Consider the following 26,098-nt stretch of genomic DNA (forward strand, 5'->3'; position numbering starts at 1 on the left):
ACATGCCCACGATTCTCGGCCAGAACCAGTACGGCAAAGCGGAAAACCGCGTCGTCAAGATCACCCGCGACGGCGAGACCCACCACATCAAGGACCTGAACGTCTCGGTCGCCCTCTCCGGCGACCTGGAAGAGGTCCACCTCTCCGGCTCCAACGCCAACTGCCTGCCCACCGACACGACGAAGAACACCGTGTACGCCTTCGCCAAGGAGTACGGGATCGAGTCGGCCGAGCAGTTCGGCATCCACCTGGCCCGGCACTTCGTGACCAGCCAGGAGCCGATCAAGAAGGCGCGGATCCGCATCGAGGAGTACGCCTGGGAGCGGATCGCCACCGCCGACAACAACTCCCGCTTCATCGGGTCCGACGAGGTCAAGCACTCCTTCGCCCGCAAGGGCCAGGAGACCCGCCTGACCGAGATCACCTACGACGGTGAGAGCTGGCAGGTCATCTCCGGCCTGAAGGACCTCGTCGTCATGAACTCCACCAACTCGGAGTTCTGGGGCTACATCAAGGACAAGTACACGACCCTCAAGGAGGCGTACGACCGCATCCTCGCCACCGAGGTGTCCAGCCGCTGGCGGTTCAACTGGACCGACGACGAGCAGCGGATGCCCAACTGGGAGCGGTCCTACGAGCAGGTCAAGAAGCACATGCTGCAGGCCTTCGCGGAGACCTACAGCCTCTCCCTCCAGCAGACCCTGTACCAAATGGGTTCGCGCATCATCAACAACCGTTCCGAGGTCGACGAGATCCGCTTCTCGCTCCCGAACAAGCACCACTTCCTGGTGGATCTGGAGCCGTTCGGCCTGAAGAACGACAACGAGGTCTACTACGCGGCGGACCGCCCGTACGGCCTGATCGAAGCCACTGTTCTGCGCGACGGTGTCGAAGCCCGGATCCCGCTGGATATGACCAACCTCTGACGGCTCCGACGCGGCGCCGTGCCTCGCGGCCCCTCCCCGTTCGCACAGGGGAGGGGCGCGAATCCCGAGGGGAACGACCACCCATGGCACAGCACTCGCAAGCCCCGCACCACCCCCGGCCACCGGTCCATCCGGTGGATGAGAAGCCGGCGGTCAAGCGGCTGATCCCCGCCGCCCTCCAGCACATCGCCGCCATGTACGCCGGCGTCGTCACCCCTCCGCTCATCATCGGCCAGGCCGTCGGCCTGGACACCGCGGGCCGGACCCGGCTGATCGCCGCCGGCCTGCTCATCGCCGGGCTCGCGACGCTCCTCCAGACCCTCGGCGCGGGCAAGTTCGCCGGCAACCGCCTGCCGTTCGTCAACGCGGCCAGCTCCGCCGGCATCACCCCGATGCTGGCCATCGCCGAGACCAGCGCCAAAGGCCACCAACTCCCCGCCATCTACGGCGCGGTGATGGTCGCCGGAGTCTTCTGCCTCGCCGTCGGCCCGTTCTTCGGCAGACTGCTTCGCTTCTTCCCGCCGCTGGTCACCGGCGTCGTCATCACCCTCATCGGCGTCACCCTGATGCCCGTCCCGGTCGGCTGGGCGCAGGGCGGCGACGAGCACGCCGCCGACTTCGGCGCCCTGCGCAACCTCGCGCTCGCCGGCTTCACCCTCCTGGTGATCCTGCTCATCCAGCGCTTCACCAAGGGCTTCGTCAAGCAGATCGCGCTCCTGCTGGGCCTGATCGTCGGCACCCTCGCCGCCCTGCCCTTCGGGATGGCGAGCTTCGACGGGCTGCGCGCGGCCCCGGTCGCCGCGCTGCCCACCCCCTTCTCCTTCGGCGCCCCCGAGTTCCAGCCCGCCGCGATCCTCTCCCTGTGCATCGTGATGCTCGTACTGATGACGGAGTCGTCGGCCGGCATGCTGGCCCTGGGCGAGATCTGCGACCGCCCGACCACCGGCGCCACCCTCACCCGCGGACTGCGCACCGACGGGGTCGCCACCCTCCTCGGCCCCGTCTTCGGCGGTTTCCCCACCAGCGCCTTCGCCCAGAACGTCGGCGTGGTCTCGCTGACCCGGGTGCGCAGCCGGTACGTCGTCGCCCTGGCCGGCGGCACACTGCTCGTCCTCGGCGCCTTCCCGGTCCTCGGCGCGGTCGTCTCGCTCGTACCGATGCCGGTCCTCGGCGGCGCCGGTATCGTCCTGTTCGGATCGATCGCGGTCAGCGGCATCCGTACGCTCTCCGAAGCCGGTCTCGACGACAGCTCCAACATCATCCTGGTGGCCGTGTCGCTCGGCGCCGGCATCATCCCGCTCGCCGCGCCGACCTTCTACGCCGACTTCCCCGCCTGGGCACAGACCGTGCTCGGCTCCGGGATCAGCGCCGGAGCGCTCGTCGCGGTCCTGCTCAACCTCTTCTTCCACCATCTCGGCACCCGGAGCGCACCACGGGCGGCGGTACTGTCAGCCGCCTCGCCCGGCTCCGGCACTCAAATCCCGTAGGGCCATGCCGTGCCCTCCCCAAGGACTCCGACGTCCAGGGGGACCCCCCAACGCCAGTCAGATTAGTGAGGAAAGCACCATGGCTGCATCGGCATCCCTTGACAGCGCGGTCGAGCGCATCGTCATCGAGAACTGCGCCATCGCGACCGTCGACGCCAACGACACCGAATACGCCACCGGTCACGTCGTCGTCGCCGGGAACGTCATCGAGTCGGTCGGCGCCGGCAAGGCCCCCGAGGGCCTCACGGGCGTCGTCCGCCGCGTCGACGGCACGGGACACCTGGTCACCCCCGGTCTGATCAACACCCACCACCACTTCTACCAGTGGATCACCCGGGGTCTCGCCACCGACCACAACCTGTTCAACTGGCTGGTCGCGCTCTACCCGACGTGGGCCCGCATCGACGCCCCGATGCTCGCCGCGGCCACCCAGGGCTCGCTCGGCATGATGGTCAAGGGCGGCGTCACCACCGCCTCCGACCACCACTACGTCTTCCCCCAGGGCTCCGGTGACCTCGTCTCCGCCGAGCTCGCGGCCGTCGCTGAGATCGGCGCCCGGATCACGCTCGCCCGCGGCTCGATGGACCGCAGCGTCAAGGACGGCGGCCTGCCCCCGGACTTCGCCGTCGAGACCACCGAGGGCGCCCTGCTGGGCACCGAGGAGGCCATCGACAAGCACCACGACTCCTCCTTCGGCTCGATGGTGCACATCGCCGCCGCCCCCTGTTCTCCCTTCTCCATCTCCACCGAACTCCTGCGGGAGGGCGCCAAGCTGGCGCGCCGCAAGGGTGTGCGGATGCACACCCACGGCTCGGAGACCGTCGAGGAGGAGAAGTTCTGCCACGAGCTCTTCGGCATGGGCCCCACCGACTACTTCGAGTCGACGGGCTGGCTCGGTGACGACGTGTGGATGGCGCACTGCGTCCACATGAACGACTCCGACATCGCCGCCTTCGCCCGCACCGGCACCGGCGTCGCGCACTGCCCGTCCTCCAACGCCCGCCTCGCCGCCGGCATCGCCCGCGTCCCCGACATGCTCGCGGCCGGCGTCCCCGTCGGCCTCGGCGTGGACGGCACCGCCTCCAACGAGTCGGGCGAGCTGCACACCGAGCTGCGCAACGCGCTGCTCATCAACCGCCTCGGCGCCCACCGCGAAGCCGCCCTCAACGCCCGCAAGGCCCTGCGCCTGGGCACCTACGGTGGCGCGCAGGTCCTCGGCCGTACCGCCGAGATCGGCTCGCTGGAGGCCGGCAAGCTCGCCGACCTGGTGATGTGGAAGCTGGACGGCATCGGCCACTCCTCCATCGCCGACCCGGTCACCGCGCTGGTCTTCGGCGCGGCGGCCCCGGTCACGCTGTCCCTGGTGGACGGCAAGCCGGTCGTCGAGGACAACCACCTCACCAATGTGGACGAGGACGCCATCGCCCGCACCGCGCGTGCCGAGGCGCAGCGCCTGGCCCGTATCGCCTCCGAGGGCTGATCCCTTGGTGGCCTTACCCAACAGACTCGGCCGGGAGGGACGGCTTCCGGCCGGGCTTGTGGATCCGAGCGGGATCCACAAGCGCCGGACCCCGGGGGTGTGGGGATCACCCTTGCACCCCCGGGCCGGTCACCCCACGTACCGCCCCCCAGGCGCCACAAGCGCCGCCCCACCGCAACACCGCCCACCAGCGCGGCTTCTCGCACCACCGCACCACAACGCACGCCCTCCGTGACAGCCTCGCCTCGTCGGGTCTCGACGACGCAGAAATCGACAGGAGGCCCGCAGTGGCCGCAACTCCCGGGCAGAAGCCGGAGGAGGACCGGAAGCATCCGGTCGACGAAACCCTCCCGCCCTTCAAAATGTTCACCAGCGGCCTCCAGCACGTGGCCGCGATGTACGCGGGCGTGGTCGCCCCGCCGATGATCGTGGGGCCGGCCTGCGGCCTGAGCCCCGCCGAGACCGCGTTCTTGATGGGCGCCTCCCTCTTCACCGCCGGCATCGCCACCCTGTTGCAGACGCTGGGCTTTTGGAAGGTCGGCGCCAAGCTGCCGTTCGTCAACGGCGTCTCCTTCGCCGGTGTCACCCCGATGGTCGCCATCGGCAAGGCCGAGAGCCCCGAGAACGCCCTGCCCATCATCTTCGGGGCGGTGATCGTCGCCGGTGTGCTGGGCTTCGTGCTCGCCCCCTACTTCTCCAAGCTCGTACGCTTCTTCCCGCCCGTGGTCACCGGCACCGTCATCACCCTGATCGGCGTCTCGCTGCTCCCGGTGGCCTTCAACTGGTCGCAGGGCGGCAACGCCCAGGCCCCGGACTACGGCTCGCTGACGAACATCGCGATGGCCGGGCTGACCTTCCTCATCGTGCTGGTGCTGCGCCGGGTGCTGCGTGGCTTCCTCCAGCAGATCTCGATCCTGCTCGGTCTGGTGGCCGGCACGCTGATCGCGATCCCCGTCGGCATCACCGACTTCTCCGCCATGGCCAAGGCCGACCTCGTCGGCTTCCCGACGCCGTTCCACTTCGGCGCCCCGCAGTTCGAGATAGCCGCCATCGTCTCGATGTGCATCGTGATGCTGGTCTGCATGACCGAGTCGACGGCCGACATGCTCGCCCTCGGCAAGATCGTCGACCGTCCGGCGGACGAGCGGACCATCGAGGGCGGCCTGCGCGCCGACACCCTCGGTACGGCCCTCAGCCCGCTGTTCAACGGCTTCGCCAACAGCGCCTTCGCGCAGAACATCGGCCTGGTCGCGATGACCAAGGTGCGCAGCCGCTTCGTCGTGGCCACCAGCGGCCTGATCCTCATCGTGCTCGGCCTGTGCCCGGTGGCCGCCTCGGTGATCTCCCTCGTCCCGCTGCCGGTCCTCGGCGGCGCCGGCATCGTCCTGTTCGGTTCGGTCGCCGCCAGCGGCATCCAGACGCTGGCCTCCGCCGCGATGGAGAAGGGCGAGAACGCGCTGATCGTCGCGGCGGCCGTCGGCATCGGTCTGATCCCGATCGCCGCGCCGGAGTTCTACCACCACTTCCCCAAGGACCTGCTCGTCGTCCTCGACTCCGGCATCAGCACCGGCTGCCTCATCGCCATCGTCCTCAACCTCGCCTTCAACCACTTCGGCAAGAAGGCGCCGGACGCGGACCCGCTCGACGCCGACGCCGGTGGCGGCCACGGCGAGGTGGACATACCCGAGCAGCCGCACCGCGGTGACCAGGACTCCACCGAGCCCGCGGCGGCCCCCGCGCACTGAGCCCGCGCCGCCTGAGGACACATGACGGCCCGTAGGGAGCGGAAGTCACCGTTCCCGTACGGGCCGTCGAGGCGTGTCAGCCGATGTGGAAGCTGTCCCCGTAGACCTTCCAGTCCAGCGGCGTACGCAGATCGAGGTTGCCCTTCTTGAGGAACACGCGCTGCGCGGTGTCGACGCGGCTGGTGTCGCTGTGCGCCTCCTCCTGCTTCATCGCCCACACCCGGGCGTCGAGGAAGGCGTCCAGGTAGGTCTTCTCGTCGCCGCCCTGGGCCGGCGGCTTGGCCTTGGCCAGCGCACGCCTGCGGATGCTGGAGAAGCCGGTGCTGTCGTCACCGTCGCCGTGCATCACGAGCGCGTCGTAGTACGCGAACTGGCCCAGCACGCCGATCCCGTCGCTCTTGCCCCGCTTGACCGCGGGGTTGAAGTACACCCGGTCCCGTTCGTCGTTCTGCGCCTTCTGGAACGCGCTGTCCTGCGCGGCCTTCTTCCAGTCCCTGGTGAAGCCCGGGTCCAGCCCCTCGTGCGAATCGCTGCCGTCCACCTCCCGCAGTGCGGGCAGGTACTTGGCCAGGACGTTGTCCGGCTTCCGCTCGGTGTAGAGCTCGACGAGCTCCAGCATGTCGTGCGTACCGGAACAGAAGCCGATGATGCCGCCGGTGTAGCCGCGGCCGTCCCCGATGTCCTCGATGTACTTGTGCTGGGCCTTCCAGTCCAGCGAGGAGTTCTCGGCACTGGAGACCAGTTGCATCGCGATCTCCTTCTTCGCCGGGTCGTCCAGACCCGCCGCGGCCCGCGCGGCGTGCGGTGCGGCATGGGCCGCGGCCGGGCCGTGGTCGCCCGGGATCACCGTGGTGGCGACGGCGGTCGCCGGTACGGCGAGCAGGGCGAGGCCGAGGGCGACGCGGGTGACGGTCCTGGGCACGGCTTTGCCTATCGATCGGGTGCGCATGGATTCCTCCAGTCCGGAGCGGGGCCGTGGGGGGTTCCCCAATCGTTAGGAAGCTTTCCTACCAGAAGCGCGACAGACCGTACACCCGCCCGACACCACCAACTAGGGCCTCCACGCCAGGAATTGACCTCTCCGGCCACAACCGCCACCCCTGAAACGCGGGCAGCGCCGCATCCACCGCGCGCTCCCCACGAGAAATGCCTGCCATCCGCGCTCCATGGACGCGCGCGGATCGGGCCGGGCGGCGACTCCGGGAAGCGGACGGGGGCCGGGCGGCGGAGTCCAGGAGGTGGATCGGCCCGGGCGGCGTACTGGCGTACTCCAGGAAGAGGGCGAAACTCGGGCGGCCGTACGGGCGCGTCACCGGCCGTCGCCGCGCCGCGCCACCGCTCCCGCGCTCACAGCGCCCGCCGACCGCCCCGGTCGCGCCCTACGCACACCGCACCGAGGCGGCACACCACGCACCGAGGCGGCACACCACGACCTGCCCGGTGCGCCGAGACCGGCGCAGGACAACAGAGGAACGCGGCCGGGGCGGGCGGTTCCGTCCGGTCAGAGGAACGGCGTCGGCTCGGAGGCCGCCGGCCGCGGCTTGCAGGTGAACCCGAGCTGGCGCAGCGCTCGCACGATCTCGCCCGTGCTGAAGTCCCGGGGGTCCTGACCGGTGACGATCCGACCGACCTGCTTGACGGGATAGGCGGTGGTGCCGACCACAACGGACTCACCGTCGATCGGCTCAGGTTCGACCGCACTCATCTTCTGCTCCACCTCACTCGCCTGGAGGTAGAAGAAAACGCCGGCGATGGTGACACGCATCATGCCTCAACAAAGGGTGAGCAGGAATGAAGCCCGAGTCCTCAGCCTCTCATGAATCCGCCCACCGGAAAGGCCCCGACCGGGGTGGGCCGGGGCCTTTCGGCGGGCGGGACCCGGCTCTCACCGGGGCCCTCGGTCATCAGCCCAGCAGCTCATACGCCGGCAGCGTCAGGAAGTCCGCGTAGTCGGCGTCGAGGGAGACCTTCAGGAGGAGGTCGTGGGCCTGCTGCCACTTGCCGGAGGTGAAGGCTTCCTCGCCGATTTCGGCGCGGATGTCGGACAGGGCCTTGGCGGCGACGGTGCGCACCAGGTCGGCCGTGGCCTTCTCGCCGTTCTCGAAGACGACGCCGGCGTCGACCCACTGCCAGATCTGGGAGCGGGAGATCTCGGCGGTGGCGGCGTCCTCCATCAGGCCGAAGATGGCGACGGCGCCCAGGCCGCGCAGCCACGCCTCGATGTAGCGGGTGCCGACCTGCACGGCGTCGACCAGGCCCTGGTAGGTGGGCTTGGCGTCCAGGGAGTCGATCGCGATGAGGTCCGCGGCGGTGACGCGGACGTCCTCGCGCAGCCGGTCCTTCTGGTGGGGCTTGTCGCCGAGGACGGCGTCGAAGCTGGCGCGGGCGACGGGGACCAGGTCGGGGTGGGCGACCCAGGAGCCGTCGAAGCCGTCGCCGGCCTCGCGGTCCTTGTCGTTCTTGACCTTGGCCATGGCCCGCTCGTTGGCCTCGGGGTCGCGGCGGTTGGGGATGAAGGCCGCCATGCCGCCGATGGCGTGCGCGCCGCGCTTGTGGCAGGTGCGGACGAGCAGTTCGGTGTAGGCGCGCATGAAGGGGGCCGTCATCGTGACCGCGTTGCGGTCGGGCAGGACGAACTTGGCGCCGCCGTCACGGAAGTTCTTGACGATGGAGAAGAGGTAGTCCCAGCGGCCCGCGTTCAGGCCCGAGGCGTGGTCGCGCAGCTCGTAGAGGATCTCCTCCATCTCGTACGCGGCGGTGATCGTCTCGATGAGGACGGTCGCGCGGACGGTGCCCTGGGGGATGCCGACGTAGTCCTGGGCGAAGACGAAGATGTCGTTCCACAGGCGCGCTTCGAGGTGCGACTCGGTCTTGGGCAGGTAGAAGTACGGGCCCTTGCCGAGGTCCAGCAGCCGCTGGGCGTTGTGGAAGAAGTACAGGCCGAAGTCGACCAGCGCGCCGGGGACCGGGCGGCCCTCGAACTGCAGGTGGCGCTCGTCGAGGTGCCAGCCGCGCGGGCGCATCACGACGGTGGCGAGCTCCCCGGCCGGCCGCAGCGCGTAGGACTTGCCCGAGCGGGCGTCGGTGAAGTCGATCCGCCGCTCGTAGGCGTCGATCAGGTTGAGCTGACCGGTGACGACGTTCTCCCACGTGGGCGCCGAGGCGTCCTCGAAGTCGGCGAGCCAGACCTTCGCGCCGGAGTTGAGCGCGTTGATGGTCATCTTGCGGTCGGTGGGACCGGTGATCTCCACCCGGCGGTCGTTGAGCGCGGCGGGCGCGTCGGCGACCTTCCACGTGTCGTCCGCGCGGATGTGCGCGGTCTCGGGGAGGAAGTCCAGGGTGCTGGTCCGGGCGATCTCGGCCCGGCGTGCGGCGCGGCGGGCGAGCAGCTCGTCGCGCCGCGGGGTGAACCGCCGGTGGAGCTCGGCCACGAAGGCGAGGGCGGCGTCGGTGAGGACCTCGCCCTGCCGTGCGGGGGTGTGGGCGGGGTCGACTTCGACGATGGCCAGCGGGGACGGCGCTGGTGCGGACATGAGCTGTCACTCCATTCAGCGGCGGTGCCTGGCGGCCGCCGGGAACGCACAAACGGCACGGGGTGCCGTGGGCTCCGAGATGCGGTCGCGGGCGCCGTCTGGGTACAGGGCGCTTCTGACCAGTGGAGAGTAGTTTCCTTATCGCGGAACTTCAATGGTTTGTTGATATCGAGATTCTCAGAGTCGACAGAAGTCGTGATCGAATGTCTCTGGGTGCCACCCCGGTCACTCTCCATCACCCATCGGGGCGCCCTCGGCCCGCTCACTCCAGCTTGCGCAGATCCTCCGGAGTGTCGATGTCGTACTCCTCGGCGACATCCGCGCACTCGACCAGGGTGATCTCGGCCGCGTGCCGGCGCAGATAGGCGCGCGCACCCCGGTCACCCTCCGCGCTCGCGGCGATGTCCGCCCACCGTTCAGACCCGAACAGCGCCGGATGCCCGCGCCGCCCCTCGTACGCCGCGCACGCCAGCGAACCGGCGCCCTCGTACGCGGCGGCCACGCGCGCCACCGCCGCGGCCCCGATGCCCGGCTGGTCCACCAGCGCCACGACCACCGCGTCCGCCCCCGATCCGGCCAGCGCCGCCAGCCCCACCCGCAGCGAAGTCCCCATCCCCTGCGCCCAGTCGGGGTTCTCCCAGGTGGTGTACGCCGACAGGTCGGCCCGTTCGCGGACGGCGCCGGCTGACGCGCCCAGCACGATGTGCACCGGGTGGCAGCCGCCGTCGCGCAGGGCGGCCGCGGCGTGTTCGACCAGCGGCCGTCCCCGGTGTTCGAGCAGTGCCTTGGGGCGTCCGCCCAGCCGCCGCCCGCCGCCCGCGGCGAGCAGCAGCCCGGCGACCTTTCCCTGGGGCGGCCGGTCCGTCTGCGTCGTCCGTGCCGCCTGTCGCGGTCCGGTCAGCGGTGGTGGTGGCGTGGGCGACGGGGGCATTGTGGGTTTCGTGGGTGCCATGAGGACTGCTTACCGCACGGGAGTTGGGAGTGCGGCCTTGAGGTCGTGGCCCTGCGGGGCGCGGCGCCGGGTGGGGCGCCGCGCCGCCTCATGCCGCGTCGCCTGCCGCCCGGGGGTGCGGAATCCGTGGGCGCAGCCGGTCGCGGAGCTGGTGCGTTCTGTCCTCCACCAGCCGGCGTTCGGCGACGTAACGGCGTATGTGTTCCACGGTGATCTCGGACGCGTCCGTCAGGCCGTAGGCGCGGCAGATGAGTTGTACGACGCTGACGCGGCGATGGTCCGGTCCGGTGCCGGGGCCGGGGTGGGACTCCATAGCAGTCTCCGATCCTGTGATATGCCGGACATTTCCCGGAAGGGAGAATGCTCCATCCCGCCGGGCCATACGCATCGGATCGCGGACGCTCACGCCAACGGGTGGCATGGGGAACATCCGTGCTGACGTGTGGTCAGCTCCCCTTCGGGGTACGCGCGGCGCGCGCGACGGGCCACCGGCCGCGAAACCGGCTCTTCGGACAACGCGTACGATCGCCCGCCGCGATGTCACGGTGTGGCGCGAGGCCGGATAAAGTGCTGCCCCGTTGCGGATTTCGAGGCCGGCACGCAGGCGCGGCGGGCCCATTTTCTGAGTCGGGGGACGTAGTGGTGAAAAGTGTGGGCCCGTCCGGAGTCTTCCAGCCGTTGGAAGGTGACGACCCGCGGGTGATCGCGGGGTACCGCCTCACGGCGAAGCTCGGCTCCGGCGGCATGGGCAAGGTCTATCTCTCCTACACCCCCGGCGGCCGGCCGGTGGCCATCAAGGTGATCCGGCCCGAGTTCAGCGAGGACGCGGAGTTCCGCCGCCGCTTCCAGCAGGAGGTGCAGTCCGCGCAGCGCGTCCAGGGCCTGTTCACGGCCCCGGTCATCGACAGCGACGCCGAAGGCCCCAGCCCCTGGCTGGCCACCGCCTACGTCCCCGGCCCCTCGCTCTCCGCGGCCGTCGCCGCGCACGGCCGCCTTCCGGTCCCGACCGTGCTGCTGCTGGTCGCCGGCATCGCCGAGGCGCTCCAGGTCATCCACGGCGCGGGCATCGTCCACCGCGACCTGAAGCCGTCCAACGTCCTGCTGGCCGCCGACGGCCCGCGCGTCATCGACTTCGGAATCGCCCGCGCCGCCGACGCCACCTCCCTCACCAGCAGCGGCGTCACCGTCGGCACCCCCACCTTCATGGCGCCGGAGCAGGCCGCGGGCAGCACCATCACCCCGGCCACCGACATCTTCGCGCTCGGCCAGGTCGCGGCGTACGCGGCCATCGGCACCCCGGCCTTCGGCGAGGGCACCTCGCACGGCGTGCTCTACCGCATCGTCCACGAGGAGCCGGATCTGACCGGACTCCCGGAGGAGCTGCGGGAGTTGGTCACCCGCTGCCTGAGCAAGGACCCCGCGGCCCGGCCGTCCGTCGCCGAGGTCATCGCGCTGTGCGGCGCCGCCTCCGGCCAGACGCAGTTGCGCCGTCCCGAGGAGTGGCTGCCCACCGCCGTCGCCGCCGACATCACCACGCGCACGGCCGCCCCGGCGCCCGCGCAGACCCCGCCGCCTCCGCTGGAGCCGCCGGCGCCGACCGCCGCCCCGCAGGCCCCGGCCCAGCCGCCGACCCAGCCCCACCAGCCGCCCACCCAGCCGGCGCCCCCGGTCCAGCCCGTGCCGACCGCCCTGAACCACCCGCAGACCCCGCCGCCCGGCTTCGGTCCCGCGGCCTACGCGCCCACCGCCACCGCGGCGACCCCCGTCGCGCCGCCCGGCGGGGCCGGATCGACCGGCCCGACCACCGCCGTGCCCGCCCCGCAGCCGCCGCCGAAGAAGAAGCGCAAGGGCCTGGTGACCGCCCTGGTCCTGGTCTGCCTGCTGGTCTTCGCGGGGGCGGGCGGCGGAGCCGTCTACTACTTCATGAAGGACGACGGCAAGAAGAGCGACCAGGCCGACAAAAAGAAGAAGAACAGCGACGTCTCGCAGAAGCCCACCGGCGGCACGACCCCCGGCACCGACCCCGCGCAGGACGACGAGGAGTCCGACGACACCTCCGTCGTGGAGGACCCGGAACCGGTGGACTACAAGGGCATCAACCTGCCCGACGAGTACCACCTGTCGATGGCCGACGAGCCCGTCAAGCCGAGCAACGCGGACAACTCCTCGGACAGCGACTTCAAGTACGAGGACTACGACTACTCCGACGACTCGGTGACCACTGAGACCGGCAAACTGGTCCTGCTCAACTCCGGCCAGGAGGGTTCGCTGGAGACCTGCCGCAGCGAGACGCGGTTCACCAAGACCGTCCCGACCAAGCTCCTCGCCAAGGGCGCGCAGATGTGCCTGACCACGACCTACGGCCATGTCGCGCTGATCACGGTCAAGGGCTACGCGCCCGAGTCGGCCCCCAGCAGGTACATGACCGTCGATGTGCGGGTGTGGCGCAACGCCGTGGAGGCCGAGGAGACTTCCTGACCGGCGGCGCCGGCAGCCCGTAGGGCAGGCCGCCTCGGATCGCGATCCCCGTCAGGGCCGGATGTCCGGCCGTGGCGGGGATTTCCGTCTTTCGAGCGCCGGATCCGGCCGGTGATCCGATTTTTTCGCTCTCCGTATGGCGCGGTCACCGCAGAGTGGCGTTAACTGTCCCGCACTGCGGGAAGGGGCAACGGCCTTGGAGGACACCGTCGTTGTGGAACAGGGGCAGAGGCAGGGGCCGGTGGCCGGGGTCGAATGCGACCCCCGGATCCGGGAGCTGCGTGCGGCGGTGGCTCGGCTGCGCCGCCAACTCGCCCTGTTGCCAGGGGAGTTACCGGACCGGGCGGTCGCCGATGACGAACTCGCCGCGCTGGACGCGATGGTCAGCCACGGGCTGCCCGAGGTGCCGCGGCTGCGTCGTTCGCTGCTGCTGATCGCGGGTGCGGTCGGCTCGGTCAGCGCGCTGTGGCCGGCGCTGAGCGCCGTCCGCGAGGGCGTCGACCGCTTCGGGGAGCTGCCGCGCGGCCGGTGAGGCGGCGCGGGCGTCCGTGCCGGGGCATGGGCATCCGGGCCCGGGCGCGGGGCCTCCGGGCCGGGGCGTGCCACCCGGCCCGGCGCGCTGACCGTCGTCGGTGCGGTGACCGCTGGAAGTGCGGTGACCGCCGTCCGGCTCCCGTCAGGCCGGCGACTGGTTGGCGAGCGCCACCGACAACTGGGCCGCGATCTCCTGGAGCACCGGCACGATCTTCTCCGTCGACGCCTCCGTCACCCGGCCCGTCGGACCGGAGATGGAGATCGCCGCCGAGGTGGGGGAGTTGGGGACCGGCACCGCGAAGCAGCGGACGCCGATCTCCTGCTCGTTGTCGTCCACGGCGTAGCCGAGCCGGCGGACGTCGGCGAGCGCCTCCAGGAAGGTCTCCGGGTCGGTGATCGTCTTCTCGGTCGCGGAGGGCATGCCCGTACGGCCGAGCAGCGCGCGGACCTCCTCGGGCGGGTGGTTGGCCAGCAGGGCCTTGCCCACGCCGGTGGAGTGCGGCAGCACCCGCCGGCCGACCTCGGTGAACATCCGCACCGCGTGCCGGGACGGCACCTGGGCGACGTAGACGATCTCGTCACCGTCGAGCAGCGCCATGTTGGCGGTCTCGCCGGTCTCCTCGACCAGCCGGGCCAGGAACGGCCGGGCCCAGGTGCCGAGCAGGCGTGAGGCGCTCTCGCCCAGCCGGATCAGGCGGGGGCCGAGCGCGTACCGGCGGTTGGGCTGCTGGCGGACGTAGCCGCAGGCGACGAGCGTGCGCATCAGGCGGTGGATGGTCGGCAGCGGCAGTCCGCTGCTGCTGGACAGCTCGCTCAGCCCGACCTCGCCGCCGGCGTCGGCCATCCGCTCCAGCAGGTCGAAGGCGCGCTCAAGGGACTGGACGCCGCCGCTGGCGCCTGCGGGCTTGGCTTCGGCGGCGGAGGTGCTGGCGCTGGACGGCGGCACGGCGCGTTCCTTTCGGGGCGGGTCAGATCGGTCTCGGCAAGACTTGCGGGCGCCGGGCCCGACCGCAGCAGCCTACCGGTCCCCTCCCGTGGGCACACCGTCTCTCGCACACTCGTTCTGGCCGGTCAGGCCCCGTGCCTCCCACGGCGTGAGCCCCTACGCGCGATCCCCGGGCCGTGCCAGTGGCCGTAGCGACGTTCTGCTACGCGAAATCTACTGTCCATTCTGTGGAATCCTCCAAATCGTTGAAGTGTCATGCGCATTCCCGGCGGGGCTTGAACGTCACTGGATGGCGGGCCCTGCCCTCCGGTCGCGACCGGCTCGCCGCCTCGGTCGGCCGGTTTCCCCCGGGGCTCCATCCCCTCGCAGGTCAGGGGCGGGGGTGAGGTGCCGACCGAGGGGTCTTGACGGGGCGCGGTCCGGAGTGAAGACTCATTCAACAGACTGTTGAATTCCGGAGGGGTGGATTCCGTAACGGGTGGTCCGCCTCGCTCGCCCCACCGCGCGTTCCGCACCGCGCACCGGGCATCCGGACTGCGGCTCGCCGGCGGCCGTGGCGCCCCGCGTGCCGTCACGCGACCATGAAGACAACGACAAGAGGAGGGGACCGGGTGTCCCAGGTAGAGCTGGTGCTGCGCTCCACGCGCGTCGTGACCCCGCAGGGAACGCGCGCCGCGTCCGTCACCGTCCGGGACGGGAAGATCGCGGCGGTGCTGCCGTACGACGCCCAGGCCCCGGCCGGGGCGCGGGTCGAGGACTTCGGCGACGACGTCCTGCTGCCCGGCCTCGTGGACACCCACGTACACGTCAACGACCCCGGACGCACCGAGTGGGAAGGCTTCTGGACGGCCACCCGCGCGGCCGCGGCCGGCGGTATCACCACCCTCGTGGACATGCCGCTCAACAGCCTCCCGCCCACCACCACCGTCGACAACCTCGACACCAAGCGCGAGGTCGCCCGCTCCAAGGCGCATATCGACGTCGGCTTCTGGGGTGGCGCCATCCCCGGCAACGTCAAGGACCTGCGCCCGCTCTTCGACGCCGGGGTCTTCGGCTTCAAGTGCTTCCTCTCGCCCTCCGGCGTCGACGAGTTCCCCCAGCTCGACCAGGAACAACTGGCCGCCGCCCTCGGTGAGATCGCCGGCTTCGACGGCCTGCTGATCGTGCACGCCGAGGACCCCGGACACCTCGACGCCGCCCCGCAGCCGCACGGCCCCAAGTACGCCGACTTCCTCGCCTCCCGCCCCCGGGCCTGTGAGGACGACGCGATCGCCGGGCTGATCGCCCTCGCCAAGCGGCTGGACGCGCGGGTCCACGTCCTGCACCTGTCCTCCAGCGACGCGCTGCCGCTGATCGCCGCCGCCAAGAACGAGGGCGTCAAGATCACCGTCGAGTCCTGTCCGCACTTCCTCACCCTGACCGCCGAGGAGATCCCCGACGGCGCCACGGAATTCAAGTGCTGCCCGCCGATCCGCGAGGCCGCCAACCAGGACGCGCTGTGGCAGGGCCTGGCCGACGGCACCATCGACTGCGTCGTCTCCGACCACTCGCCGTCCACCGCCGACCTCAAGACCGCCGACTTCGGCGCGGCCTGGGGCGGCATCTCCTCCCTCCAGCTCGGCCTGCCCGCCATCTGGACCGCGGCCCGCGAGCGCGGCCACACCCTCGACGACGTCGTCCGCTGGATGGCCACCGCCCCCGCCGCGCTCGTCGGCCTGCACCACAAGGGCGCCATCGAGCCGGGCCGGGACGCCGACTTCGCGGTCCTGGCCCCCGAGGAGACCTTCACCGTCGACCCGGCCGCCCTCCAGCACCGCAACAAGATCACCGCCTACGCCGGCAAGACCCTGCACGGCGTCGTGCGGTCCACCTGGCTGCGCGGCCGGATGATCAACGACGGCGCCACGCTCGCCGAGCCCACCGGCGAACTCCTCGAAAGGCCGCACCGCGCATGACCCCCGCCGACCTGCCCCGCTACACCGGCGACGCGAGCCCCTACACCGGCGGCGACCCGTACGCCGACTACCGCAGCCCCGGCCCTTCCGGCTTCCCGTTCGCCCACCTCCCCGACCTGGCCGACCGGCGGCTCGGCGCGGGCGTGACCGCCGCCAACGACGAGTTCTTCGCCGAGCGCGAGAACCTCCTGCAGCCCGAGCCCGCCCACTTCGACCCCGAAGCCTTCGGCCACAAGGGCAAGATCATGGACGGCTGGGAGACCCGCCGCCGGCGCGGCACCGACGGCGCCCGGCCCTTCCCCGCGGACGCGGACCACGACTGGGCGCTGATCCGGCTCGGCGCGCCCGGCGTGATCCGGGGCATCGTCGTCGACACCGCGCACTTCCGCGGCAACTACCCGCAGTCCGTCAGCGTCGAAGGCGCCTGCGTCGAGGGCTCCCCGTCGCCCGCCGAACTCCTCGCCGGCGACGTCGAGTGGACCCCTCTCGTCCCGCGCACCGCCATCGGGGGCCACGCCGCCAACGGCTTCGCCGTCCACGCCGAACAGCGCTTCACGCACCTGCGCCTCAACCAGCACCCCGACGGCGGCATCGCCCGCCTCCGGGTGCACGGCGAGGTCGTCCCCGCGCCCCGCTGGCTCGCCGCGCTGGGCACCTTCGACGTCGTCGCGCTGGAGAACGGCGGCCAGGTGGAGGACGCCTCGGACCGCTTCTACTCCTCGCCCACGAACACCATCCAGCCGGGCCGCTCGCGCAAGATGGACGACGGCTGGGAAACCCGGCGCCGCCGCGGCACCGGCAACGACTGGGTCCGCTACCGCCTCGCCGAACAGTCGGTGCTGCGCGCCGTCGAGATCGACACCGGCTACCTCAAGGGCAACTCGGCGGGCTGGGCGAGCCTGTCCGGCCGCAACGGGCCCGACGGCGAGTGGACCGAACTGCTGCCCCGCACCCGCCTCCAGCCCGACACCGTCCACCGCTTCCTGCTGACGGACGCACCCGCCGTCACGCACGTACGGATGGACATCTACCCCGACGGCGGCATCGCCCGGCTCCGGCTGCACGGCTCCCTCACCGAGGAGGGCGAGCGCCGGCTCGCCGCCCGCCACCGGGAGTTGAGCGGCTGACCGGTCGGGGCGGGGCGTGGTCGGTCGCGCGCCGCCCCTCAGCGCGTCTTGGCGATGATCACCAGCAGGCTCATGAACGCCAACAGGACATGGGTCGCGATGACGTAGACGAACACCCGGACGTACAGCCCCCTGGGTGGCTTGTTCTCGACGTACGGGCGAGGGGGCGGCGCCGTCGGTGCGGCCGTCGCTCCGGCCTCCGGATCGGTCTTCGGTTCCGGTTCCGGCTCGGGTGCGGCGGTGGACGGCGTGGTCTGATCGGGCACGGTGGTCCTTCCCTTGCGGAACGGGTACGGCGGGATCGCGCGGCAGGGCGGTCACGCCGGCGTCACAGGCCGCGGCGCGGCGCGGTGTCACCCAGGCACAGGTCGGCGGCGCCGCTCTGCAGCAGCGTGTGGACGAACAGCAGCTCCGTGCCGCCCCGAGAGGCGCCGGCGATACGGTGCGGCGTCAGCGAGTCGAAATGCGCCGCGTCCCCCACGTCCAGGACGTGCACCGCTTCCCCGAGCGTCAGCCGCAGGCGCCCCTTGAGGACGTACAGCCACTCCTCGCCCGGATGCACCCGCACCAGCTCGCCCTGCGCCCGCTGCGGCACGCGTACCCGCAGCGCCTGCATAGCGCGCCCCGCGCCGCCCACGGGCCAGTACGTCCACCCGCCGGCCTCCGACGGCTCCGCGCGATCGGCCCGCAGGATCGGGTCCCGCTCGGGGGCGGTCTCGCCGAGCAGGTCCGATACCGTGGTGCCGTACGTACGCGCCAGGGCGAGCAGCACCGGCAGTGACGGCTGCCGCTGATCGGTTTCCAGCCGCGACAGATGCGCCGGTGACAGCCCGACCCGACGAGCGGCGACCTCCAGGGTCAGCCCGTTACGCCGCCGCAGGTCACGCAGCCGGGGCGCGACGGTCGGCAGGTGTCCTGGCGGCGCGGCGGAGGGGTCGTCGTCCGGCCGGCCGGGGAGGCCGCCGGAGGACTCGTCGGGAAGTTCGGTCATAGCCCCGGTATAGCGAGCCTTCGCCCCTGCGGCAAAACTTTTGCCTGTCAGGCAAGAAACCCAGGCCGGTCCAGGCGGCGTCGACCTGCCCTTCTGTGAACTCCCGGGAAACTTCGACCCGTTGGCATTGACAGGAGCATGTCTACGCGCGTCATCCTGGGGGGCATGAGAATCCCCCCACGGATCACCAGGATCGGCGCCGCGGGCGCCCTCGCCTCGGCCCTTCTCCTCGGCGGGACCGCGGTCGCGGCCACGCCGGCCGCCGCGGCGCACTCGGTCAAAACCCCCACGGCCGCGGCGCACTCGGTCACCGCGTACGCCGCGCCGGCGCACGCCACGCCGGTTCACGTCAACGCCGTCGGCGACATCTGCTACTCCAAGCTGCCCTCCCAGGCCCACGACACCCTGGCCCTGATCGAGAAGGGCGGCCCCTACCCGTATCCGAAGGACGGCACCGTCTTCGACAACCGCGAGGGCACCCTCCCGTCCCAGGGCTCCGGCTACTACCACGAGTACACCGTCATCACACCCGGCTCACCCGACCGCGGCGCCCGCCGCATCGTGGCCGGCGAGAAGACCGACGAGGACTACTACACCGCCGACCACTACGCGTCGTTCGACCTCGTGAACCGCGGCTGCTGACGCGTCAGCCCGCGACGAGGGGCGCGTAGAACCGCCCGGCATCGGCCCGACCCGGCACGACCATCAGCCCGACGCATCAGCCCGGCCCACCGGCCGGGACCACGGCGGCCGGGGTGCACACGCACCCCGGCCGCCTTCTCGTGCCGCGGTTCTCCGCCGAAGCGGCACGAGGAAGGCACCCCGGAGGGAGAATTGTCAGTCGTTGCCGGTAGCGTTTCGGTAGAAACGAGGAGTGGGCGGGCATCGGCGGCATAGGGACCATGCGGTGGTCCGCCGGCTCGGCACGCCCAGGAAGCGCTGTGTCTGCCGTGGGCCACGGCGAGGCGGCATGGAGCGTCGAGGACAAGGAAGGACGGCGAACTGCCGTGTATCGCTGGGAAATCACCCGGGCCGCACTGGCGCAGCGCGTTTTCGCCATCGTTCGCAGCAAGACGTACGACGAGGCGAGCGCCACGGCCGACACCCTTCTGTCGGCGGGCATCACGAGCCTGGAGATATCCCTGACCACCCCGTTCGCGCTGGAGGCGGTCACCACGCTCACCCGCGAGCTCGGTGACGACGCCGTCATCGGCGCGGGCACGGTGCTTGACGCCGTATCGGCCCGGATGGCCGTGGACGCCGGCGCCCGGTTCCTGGTCTCGCCGAGCCTGGACGCCGAAGTGATCCGCACGGGCCATCGCTACGGCGTGCCCGTCTTCCCGGGGGTCTCGACGCCCACGGAAATGGTCCGCGCGCTGGAGCTCGGCGCGGACGCGCTGAAGCTGTTCCCCGCCTCCGCGCACGGCCCGTCGTGGCTCAAGGAGGTCCGCGCCTCCCTGCCGCAGGCGCCGCTGCTGCCGACGGGCGGGGTGACGGTCGAGAGCGCGCCGGAGTGGATCGCCGCCGGCGCGGTCGCGGTCGGCATGGGCACCGCCCTCTCCGAGGGCGACCGCGACACCGTCGCCAAGCGCGCCGCGGACCTCCTCACCCGCCTCGCCGACGCCCTCCCCGACACTCCCGCGGCCAAAAGCCCCACCGCCCTCTACGAGGACTGAGCCCGGCCCGCACTCGTCCGACCCGTCACCTCGGGCCAACTGCCCGCCTGTTCCGACGAGTTACGCGCCCCTTGCGCCGATCCAACGAGGCGTGGGGGGCCGCAGCTCTGCCTTCGGGCCAGGGCCTGACGGACTCGATCCCATACGGCCACGCACCCGACCGGACACGGCATCACCCGCCCTCCCGAACGGCTTCACCTGAGCCTTGCCGTCTGCCACCCTGAGCGCGTCGATCACGTGATCAAGAGCGCCGGGGCCGCGCCGTGCCGGGCCGCCCCGGGCCCTATGGCCCCGGGGCGTGTCGGGCCCGGCCCAGCCGAGTCGCGCAACGGGTCATGCGGAGCCGCACTGACGCCCCGTCAAGCCGTCACCCCGCCGCGAAGAGGAGCCCCAGCCCTATGAAGCGCACCGCCACGCTCTCCAGCCTCGCCTGCCTCCTCGCCGCCACCGCCGCAGCCCCCGCGTCCTCGTACGCCCCCAGCTCGCCCCCGGGCTCCGCCCCGACCGCCTCCGGTCGGCACGCCGCGCCCACCACCCATCAGGACACCGCACCCCACACTCACCGGATGGCCGCCACCAGCCCCAAGCGTCCCCCGCGCCACGCCTCCACCACCCTCCTCGACACCATTCCCCGGCGCGGTGTGCTGCGCGTCTGCACCACCGGCGACTACCGCCCCTTCAGCCACCTCGACCCCGAGACCGGCACCTACACCGGCGTGGACATCAAGATGGCGCAGGACCTCGCCAAGAGCCTTGACGCGCGGCCCCGTTACGTCGGCACGACCTGGTCCGCACTCGTCCGCGACCTGACGGCGGGTCGGTGCGACATCGCCATGGGCGGCGTCTCGATCACCCTCCCGCGCGCCCGCGCCGTCTACTTCAGCGAACCCACCCGCACCGACGGAAAGACGCCCCTCGCACGCTGCGAGGACAAGGCCGACTACCGGACGCTGGAACAGATCGACCGGCCCGGCACCACCGTCATCGTCAACCCCGGCGGCACCAACGAACAGTTCGCCCGTGCCCACATCAAGCACGCGACTCTCAAGGTGCACCCCGACAACACCACCATCTTCGACGAGATCATCGCCGGCCGCGCCGACGTGATGATGACGGACGCCTCCGAGACCCGCTACCAAGCCAAGATCCATCCCGAACTCTGCTCGCTCCACCCCGAAACCCCCTTCACCTTCGCCGAAAAGGGCTACGCCCTGCCCCGCGGCGACGACGAGTTCAAGGCTTACGTCGACCAGTGGGTCCACCTGGCCACGCACGACGGAACGTACGAGAAGTACGAGGCGGAGTGGATGAAGTAAGGGGATGAAGTGACGGGGATGCAGTCAGCGGGGGCCTTCGGCCCGTGATGCCTCCGCGTGGCTGAGCACGTTGACGACCTGGCCGTTCGGGTCCTTGACGAAGAAGCGGCGCACGCCCCATTCCTCTTCGCGCAGGGGGCGGAGGATCTGGGCGCCGGCGGCGCGTACCGCCGCGTATGCCGCGTCCACGTCGTCCACCTCGATGCTCATGTCGGGGACGACCGGTGCGGTCTTGTCGGCGGTCATGAAGGTGAGCTGGGCGGTGGGGTTGGCGGGGGAGGCGAGGGTCATGACCCAGCCCAGGTTCATGACCTCCTCGAAGCCCAGCAGTCCGTAGAAGTCACGGCTTTCGTCGAGCGCTTCGGACGGGATGTCGGGAACGACGCGGCGTACGGACATGGCGACTCCTCGGACGCGGGGAGGGCAGATGGTGGACGAACCCCGATGATGCCCTGGGGGAGGGGCGGGGAGGCGAGTCCCGGCAGATCCCTGGTCGCATCCGCATCCCGCCGCTCCCTGGTCGCATCGCGCCGCCTTCCTTGTCCGGACAATGTGACCTCTGGACTTCCCGTCATCTGCCGTGGCGGTTACGCTCGCGAGCGTGGGGAAACGCGATACAGATGCCGTGGGTGCCGAGAGCCCCGTTCAGTTCAGCGTGGACCGGAGCAGTCCGGTCCCGCTGTATTTCCAGCTTTCGCAGCAGTTGGAAGCCGCGATCGAGAACGGGAAACTGGCGCCCGGCAGCCTGCTCGGCAATGAGATCGAGCTCGCCGGCCGCCTCGGCCTGTCCCGGCCGACCGTGCGCCAGGCGATTCAGTCGCTGGTCGACAAGGGGCTGCTGGTGCGCCGCCGCGGCATCGGCACCCAGGTCGTGCACAGCCAGGTCAAGCGGCCGCTGGAGCTGAGCAGCCTCTACGACGACCTGGAGGCGGCCGGGCAGAAACCGGCCACCCGCGTGCTGCTCAACACCACCACGGAGGCCGACGCGGAGGTCGCCGCGGCGCTGGGGATCGCCCAGGGCGCCGAGGTCGCGCTGGTCGAGCGTCTGCGGCTGGCGCACGGCGAGCCGGTCGCGCATCTGCGCAACCACCTGCCCGCCGGGCTGCTGAAGCTGGAGACCGCCGAGCTGGAGCAGACCGGCCTGTACCGCATGATGCGGGCGGCCGGCATCACGCTGCACAGCGCCCGGCAGGCCGTCGGCGCGCGGGCCGCGACGGTGGACGAGGGCGAGCGGCTGGGCGAGCCCGAGGGGGCCCCGCTGCTGACGATGCAGCGCACCACTTTCGATGACACCGGGCGTGCCGTCGAGTTCGGCTCGCATGTCTACCGCGCGTCGCGTTACGCCTTCGAGTTCCAGCTTCTCGTCCGGCCCTGAGTGCGGGTCCTGAGTGCGGCCCTGAGCGCGGCCAGGGGTTCCGTTTCATCCCGGTGTGGCACGCTCTGACCGCTGTCCGCGTCAGAATGTTCGGACAAACTATTGACGTGACTCAGCGCACGCCGTTAGAACTCCCCCAGCCGCATTTCGGCGGCCGGGGGAGAAAGGCGGTTCCGCGATGAACGGCGTGTTCACGGCTTCGGATGACCCGGTCCCAGTCCCAGCCTCGGCTCCAGCCTCAGTGGCGGCCCCAGCCCCGGTGGCAGCCCCTGCCGCCACCCCAGCCCCTGCCCCTCTCGCCGGCCTCGGCGCCGCGGAGGGCTTACCCGGCGGGCCTCCGTATGCGGCGCGCGGCCCCTCGGTGAGAGGCGCGCGGCACTTGGTGAGCAGGTAGCGGGGCGCTCGGCGAGACCGGGCGCACCCCCAGGCGAAGCCCTCAGGAAGACGGGACGGACCCCATGAACCGGTACAGATCACCGGTAACGGATACTTGGGCGGTTGCGGCCGCTGATCCGGTGCCGGAGCGCGTCACCGCACGTACAGCCGAAACAGCCGGAACAGTCCAAACGGCCGGAACAGCAGGTCATCAGCGGGAAGGGCAAGTCCTCGTGGCAAGGGTTCGGAGAACGGGACGCCTCGTGAGCGTCGTGCTGGCAGCGGTGCTCGGCGCCTCCCTGGCGGGATGCAGCAGCACCGGAGGCAAGCGTGCCGAGGACGAGCGCGCCGCCCAGGCCGCCGGCGGCCGGGCCGCGGTGAACACCCCGAGGTGGACCTTCGCGATGGTCACCCACTCCGGGGACGGCGACACCTTCTGGGACATCGTGCAGAACGGTGCGGAGCAGGCCGCGGCCAAGGACAACATCAAGTTCGTCTACGGCCACGACAAGGAGGCCCAGCGGCAGAGCCAGCTCGTCCAGTCCTACATCGACCAGAAGGTCGACGGTCTGATCGTCTCCCTCGCCAAGCCCAACGCCATGAAGGACGTCGTCGCCAAGGCGGAGAGGGCCGGCATCCCGGTCATCACCGTGAACTCCGGTGCCGAGCAGTCCAAGGCGTTCGGCGCGCTCAGCCATATCGGCCAGGACGAGACGGTGGCCGGCGAGGCCGTCGGCGAGGAGCTGAACAAGCGCGGCAAGAAGAAAGCGCTGTGCGTCCTGCACGAACAGGGCAACGTCGGCCACGAGCAGCGCTGCGACGGCGCCGAGAAGACCTTCAAGGGCGACCTGCAAAAATTGTATGTCGAGGGTACGAATATGCCCGACGTACAGTCCTCCATAGAGTCCAAGCTCCAGGCGGACAGCGACATCGACGCCGTCGTCACCCTCGGCGCGCCGTTCGCCCCCACCGCCGTCAAGGCCGCGGACCAGGCGGGCAGCAAGGCGGAGGTCGACACCTTCGACCTCAACGCGCAGGTCGCCGGCGGCCTCCAGGACGGCACCCTGGGCTTCGCCGTCGACCAGCAGCCCTACCTCCAGGGCTACCAGGCCGTCGACCTGCTGTGGCTGTACAAGTACAACTCCGACGTCCTCGGCGGCGGCAAGCCGGTGCTCACCGGGCCCCAGGTGATCACCAAGAAGGACGCCGCCGCGCTGCGCGAGTACACGAAGCGGGGAACCCGATGAGCAGCACCGACGCACCGCCCCTGCCACCTTCGGGTGCCACCGCCAAGAGCGGGGGTGACGACCGGCTGGTGCACGGCTCCCTGGTGCGCCGCCTGATGGGCCGCCCGGAGCTCGGCTCCGTCGTCGGCGCCGCCGCCGTCTTCGTCTTCTTCTCGATCGCCGCCGAACCGTTCCTGCGCGCATCGAGCCTGTCCACCGTGCTGTACGCGTCCTCCACGATCGGCATCATGGCCGTCCCGGTGGCGCTGCTGATGATCGGCGGGGAATTCGACCTGTCGGCCGGTGTCATGGTCGTCAGCTCGGCACTGGTCTCCTCGATGTTCAGCTACCAGATGACGGCCAACACCTGGGTCGGCGTCGGGGTGTCCCTGCTGGTCACGCTCGCCTTCGGGGTGTTCAACGGCTTTCTGCTCACGCGTACGAAACTCCCCAGCTTCATCATCACGCTCGGCACCTTCTTCATGCTGACCGGCCTCAACCTCGGCTTCACCAAGCTGATCAGCGGCACCGTCTCGACGAAGACCATCGCCGACATGGAGGGCTTCGAGTCCGCCCGCGCGCTCTTCGCCTCGAAGATCACCCTCGGCGACGTGGACATCCAGATCACGATCGTGTGGTGGATCGCGCTGATCGCCGTGGCCACCTGGATCCTGCTGCGTACCCGCGTCGGCAACTGGATCTTCGCGGTGGGCGGCAACGCGGACGCCGCCCGAGCGGTCGGCGTGCCGGTCACCAAGACCAAGATCGGCCTGTACATGGGCGTCGCCTTCGCCGCCTGGGTCTCCGGCCAGCACCTGCTGTTCTCGTACGACGCGATCCAGTCCGGCGACGGCGTCGGCAACGAGTTCCTCTACATCATCGCCGCGGCCGTCGGCGGCTGTCTGATGACCGGCGGCTTCGGCTCGGCGATCGGCGCCGCCGTCGGCGCCTTCATCTTCGGCATGACCAGCAAGGGCATCGTCTACGCGCAGTGGAACCCGGACTGGTACAAGTTCTTCCTCGGCGCGATGCTGCTGCTCGCCACACTCCTGAACGCATGGGTCCGCAAGCGGGCGGAGGAGAAAGCATGACCGCGCTGGTCGAGCTGACCGACGTCAGCAAGTTCTACGGCAACATCAAGGCTCTGGAAGGCGTGTCCCTGGAGGTGCACGCGGGGGAGATCTCCTGTGTGCTGGGCGACAACGGCGCCGGCAAGTCCACCCTCATCAAGATCATCGCGGGGCTGCACCAGCACGACGCGGGCACCTTCACCATCGAGGGCGAGGAAACCCGCCTCGCCTCCCCGCGCGAGGCCCTGGACCGCGGCATCGCCACCGTCTACCAGGACCTCGCCGTCGTCCCCCTGATGCCGGTGTGGCGCAACTTCTTCCTCGGCTCCGAGCCCACCACGGGAGTCGGCCCCTTCAAACGGCTCGACGTGCGCACCATGCGCGAGACCACCCGCGGCGAGCTGCTGCGGATGGGCATCGACCTGCGCGACGTCGACCAGCCCATCGGCACCCTCTCGGGCGGCGAACGGCAGTGCGTCGCCATCGCCCGCGCCGTCTACTTCGGCGCCAAGGTCCTCGTCCTCGACGAGCCCACCGCGGCACTCGGCGTCAAGCAGTCCGGCGTCGTCCTCAAGTACGTCGCGGCCGCCCGGGACGCCGGACTGGGCGTGGTGTTGATCACCCACAACCCGCACCACGCCTACCTCGTCGGCGACCGCTTCGTCCTCCTCAAGCGCGGCACCATGGCCGGCAGCCACGCCAAATCGGAGATCGCCCTGGAGGAACTGACCCGTCAAATGGCGGGCGGCAGCGAGCTGGAACAGCTCAGCCACGAACTGGCCCGCTCCGCCACCCCGGAATTCCCCGGGGGCCACCGGCCGGACTGATCCGACGGCGGGGGGGGGGGGGGGGGGAAGGGACAGGGGAGGGTGGTGGACCTGCTAGTTTTTGGCTGAGGGCGCTGGG

General features: G+C 70.9%; 24 protein-coding genes. 15 read left to right on the top strand and 9 right to left on the bottom strand.

What is annotated here, in order from left to right; genetic code table 11:
* Nucleotides 1-2 precede the first annotated feature (2 nt).
* The 4 genes from pucL to ACZ45Z_RS22985 all read left to right on the top strand — a co-directional run bounded on the left by pucL (nt 3) and on the right by ACZ45Z_RS22985 (nt 5,638).
* Nucleotides 3-926 carry a factor-independent urate hydroxylase gene (pucL, locus tag ACZ45Z_RS22970; RefSeq protein ID WP_468365346.1) on the top strand — a complete coding sequence of 308 codons (924 nt, stop codon included), beginning with the start codon at nt 3-5 and terminating at the stop codon, nt 924-926.
* A gap of 83 nt (nt 927-1,009) precedes the next feature.
* Nucleotides 1,010-2,413: a nucleobase:cation symporter-2 family protein gene (locus ACZ45Z_RS22975; protein WP_468365348.1), complete on the top strand. Its 1,404-nt coding sequence runs from the start codon at nt 1,010-1,012 to the stop codon at nt 2,411-2,413.
* A gap of 79 nt (nt 2,414-2,492) precedes the next feature.
* On the top strand, nt 2,493-3,893 hold the full coding sequence (locus tag ACZ45Z_RS22980) for an 8-oxoguanine deaminase (RefSeq protein ID WP_468365350.1): 1,401 nt from the start codon (nt 2,493-2,495) through the stop codon (nt 3,891-3,893).
* 287 nt (nt 3,894-4,180) lie between these two features.
* Nucleotides 4,181-5,638 carry a nucleobase:cation symporter-2 family protein gene (locus tag ACZ45Z_RS22985; RefSeq protein ID WP_468365353.1) on the top strand — a complete coding sequence of 486 codons (1,458 nt, stop codon included), beginning with the start codon at nt 4,181-4,183 and terminating at the stop codon, nt 5,636-5,638.
* A gap of 76 nt (nt 5,639-5,714) precedes the next feature.
* Here ACZ45Z_RS22985 and ACZ45Z_RS22990 read toward each other — a convergent pair whose 3' ends face one another.
* The 5 genes from ACZ45Z_RS22990 to ACZ45Z_RS23010 all read right to left on the bottom strand — a co-directional run bounded on the left by ACZ45Z_RS22990 (nt 5,715) and on the right by ACZ45Z_RS23010 (nt 10,436).
* A complete protein-coding gene (locus ACZ45Z_RS22990) occupies nt 5,715-6,587 on the bottom strand; it encodes a chitosanase (RefSeq protein ID WP_468365356.1) in 873 nt (290 codons plus the stop codon).
* A gap of 552 nt (nt 6,588-7,139) precedes the next feature.
* Nucleotides 7,140-7,406 carry an SCO5918 family protein gene (locus ACZ45Z_RS22995; protein ID WP_468365358.1) on the bottom strand — a complete coding sequence of 89 codons (267 nt, stop codon included), beginning with the start codon at nt 7,404-7,406 and terminating at the stop codon, nt 7,140-7,142.
* 136 nt (nt 7,407-7,542) lie between these two features.
* The gene (aceB, locus tag ACZ45Z_RS23000) at nt 7,543-9,171 is read right to left on the bottom strand and encodes a malate synthase A (RefSeq protein ID WP_468365360.1); all 1,629 of its coding nucleotides are present in this window, start codon (nt 9,169-9,171) and stop codon (nt 7,543-7,545) included.
* Nucleotides 9,172-9,433: 262 nt separating this feature from the next.
* Nucleotides 9,434-10,102, bottom strand: a complete 669-nt coding sequence (locus ACZ45Z_RS23005; protein WP_468365362.1) for a nucleotidyltransferase family protein — start codon at nt 10,100-10,102, stop codon at nt 9,434-9,436.
* 109 nt (nt 10,103-10,211) lie between these two features.
* Nucleotides 10,212-10,436, bottom strand: a complete 225-nt coding sequence (locus ACZ45Z_RS23010; RefSeq protein WP_468365364.1) for a hypothetical protein — start codon at nt 10,434-10,436, stop codon at nt 10,212-10,214.
* Nucleotides 10,437-10,774: 338 nt separating this feature from the next.
* Here ACZ45Z_RS23010 and ACZ45Z_RS23015 point away from each other — a divergent pair, with 338 nt between their 5' ends.
* A complete protein-coding gene (locus tag ACZ45Z_RS23015) occupies nt 10,775-12,601 on the top strand; it encodes a serine/threonine-protein kinase (protein ID WP_468365366.1) in 1,827 nt (608 codons plus the stop codon).
* A 196-nt stretch (nt 12,602-12,797) separates the two neighbouring features.
* The gene (locus ACZ45Z_RS23020; protein ID WP_468365368.1) at nt 12,798-13,133 is read left to right on the top strand and encodes a DUF5955 family protein; all 336 of its coding nucleotides are present in this window, start codon (nt 12,798-12,800) and stop codon (nt 13,131-13,133) included.
* A gap of 144 nt (nt 13,134-13,277) precedes the next feature.
* Here the strand turns inward: ACZ45Z_RS23020 and ACZ45Z_RS23025 are convergent, their stop codons facing one another.
* On the bottom strand, nt 13,278-14,081 hold the full coding sequence (locus ACZ45Z_RS23025; RefSeq protein WP_468365370.1) for an IclR family transcriptional regulator: 804 nt from the start codon (nt 14,079-14,081) through the stop codon (nt 13,278-13,280).
* Nucleotides 14,082-14,692: 611 nt separating this feature from the next.
* Between ACZ45Z_RS23025 and allB the strand changes: the two genes are divergently transcribed.
* Together allB and alc are read left to right on the top strand one after the other, a co-directional pair.
* Entirely contained in the window at nt 14,693-16,036 is a 1,344-nt protein-coding gene (gene allB, locus ACZ45Z_RS23030) for an allantoinase AllB (RefSeq protein ID WP_468365372.1), read from the top strand.
* Entirely contained in the window at nt 16,033-17,163 is a 1,131-nt protein-coding gene (gene alc / locus ACZ45Z_RS23035; RefSeq protein ID WP_468365374.1) for an allantoicase, read from the top strand. Before allB ends, alc begins: the two co-directional genes overlap by 4 nt.
* Nucleotides 17,164-17,201: 38 nt before the next feature.
* Here the strand turns inward: alc and ACZ45Z_RS23040 are convergent, their stop codons facing one another.
* Together ACZ45Z_RS23040 and ACZ45Z_RS23045 are read right to left on the bottom strand one after the other, a co-directional pair.
* Nucleotides 17,202-17,429: a DUF6126 family protein gene (locus ACZ45Z_RS23040; protein WP_468365376.1), complete on the bottom strand. Its 228-nt coding sequence runs from the start codon at nt 17,427-17,429 to the stop codon at nt 17,202-17,204.
* A gap of 62 nt (nt 17,430-17,491) precedes the next feature.
* Nucleotides 17,492-18,154 (bottom strand): helix-turn-helix domain-containing protein, encoded by a 663-nt coding sequence (locus ACZ45Z_RS23045; RefSeq protein ID WP_468365378.1) that lies wholly within the window; start codon nt 18,152-18,154, stop codon nt 17,492-17,494.
* Between the two features lie 165 nt (nt 18,155-18,319).
* Here ACZ45Z_RS23045 and ACZ45Z_RS23050 point away from each other — a divergent pair, with 165 nt between their 5' ends.
* From ACZ45Z_RS23050 to ACZ45Z_RS23060, 3 genes are all read left to right on the top strand, one after another.
* The gene (locus ACZ45Z_RS23050) at nt 18,320-18,796 is read left to right on the top strand and encodes a ribonuclease domain-containing protein (RefSeq protein ID WP_468365380.1); all 477 of its coding nucleotides are present in this window, start codon (nt 18,320-18,322) and stop codon (nt 18,794-18,796) included.
* Between the two features lie 365 nt (nt 18,797-19,161).
* Nucleotides 19,162-19,830 (top strand): bifunctional 4-hydroxy-2-oxoglutarate aldolase/2-dehydro-3-deoxy-phosphogluconate aldolase, encoded by a 669-nt coding sequence (locus ACZ45Z_RS23055; protein ID WP_468365441.1) that lies wholly within the window; start codon nt 19,162-19,164, stop codon nt 19,828-19,830.
* A 398-nt stretch (nt 19,831-20,228) separates the two neighbouring features.
* Nucleotides 20,229-21,146, top strand: coding sequence for a transporter substrate-binding domain-containing protein (locus tag ACZ45Z_RS23060; RefSeq protein WP_468365382.1), 918 nt, complete (start codon nt 20,229-20,231; stop codon nt 21,144-21,146).
* Nucleotides 21,147-21,170: 24 nt separating this feature from the next.
* On the opposite strand, the gene ACZ45Z_RS23065 is transcribed toward ACZ45Z_RS23060, so the two are convergent.
* Complete coding sequence (locus ACZ45Z_RS23065; protein ID WP_468365384.1) at nt 21,171-21,545, bottom strand: VOC family protein; 375 nt, start codon at nt 21,543-21,545, stop codon at nt 21,171-21,173.
* 256 nt (nt 21,546-21,801) lie between these two features.
* On the opposite strand from ACZ45Z_RS23065, the gene ACZ45Z_RS23070 reads away from it, so the two are divergent.
* The 4 genes from ACZ45Z_RS23070 (at nt 21,802) to ACZ45Z_RS23085 (ending at nt 26,019) form a co-directional block, all read left to right on the top strand.
* Complete coding sequence (locus ACZ45Z_RS23070) at nt 21,802-22,521, top strand: GntR family transcriptional regulator (protein ID WP_468365443.1); 720 nt, start codon at nt 21,802-21,804, stop codon at nt 22,519-22,521.
* A 608-nt stretch (nt 22,522-23,129) separates the two neighbouring features.
* Nucleotides 23,130-24,143, top strand: coding sequence for a sugar ABC transporter substrate-binding protein (locus ACZ45Z_RS23075; protein ID WP_468365386.1), 1,014 nt, complete (start codon nt 23,130-23,132; stop codon nt 24,141-24,143).
* The gene (locus ACZ45Z_RS23080; RefSeq protein WP_468365388.1) at nt 24,140-25,213 is read left to right on the top strand and encodes an ABC transporter permease; all 1,074 of its coding nucleotides are present in this window, start codon (nt 24,140-24,142) and stop codon (nt 25,211-25,213) included. The genes ACZ45Z_RS23075 and ACZ45Z_RS23080 overlap by 4 nt, the downstream gene beginning before the upstream one ends.
* Complete coding sequence (locus ACZ45Z_RS23085; protein WP_468365391.1) at nt 25,210-26,019, top strand: ATP-binding cassette domain-containing protein; 810 nt, start codon at nt 25,210-25,212, stop codon at nt 26,017-26,019. Before ACZ45Z_RS23080 ends, ACZ45Z_RS23085 begins: the two co-directional genes overlap by 4 nt.
* Nucleotides 26,020-26,098: the final 79 nt, after the last annotated feature.

It is taken from the genome of Streptomyces sp. NPDC031210 (genome assembly GCF_055570395.1).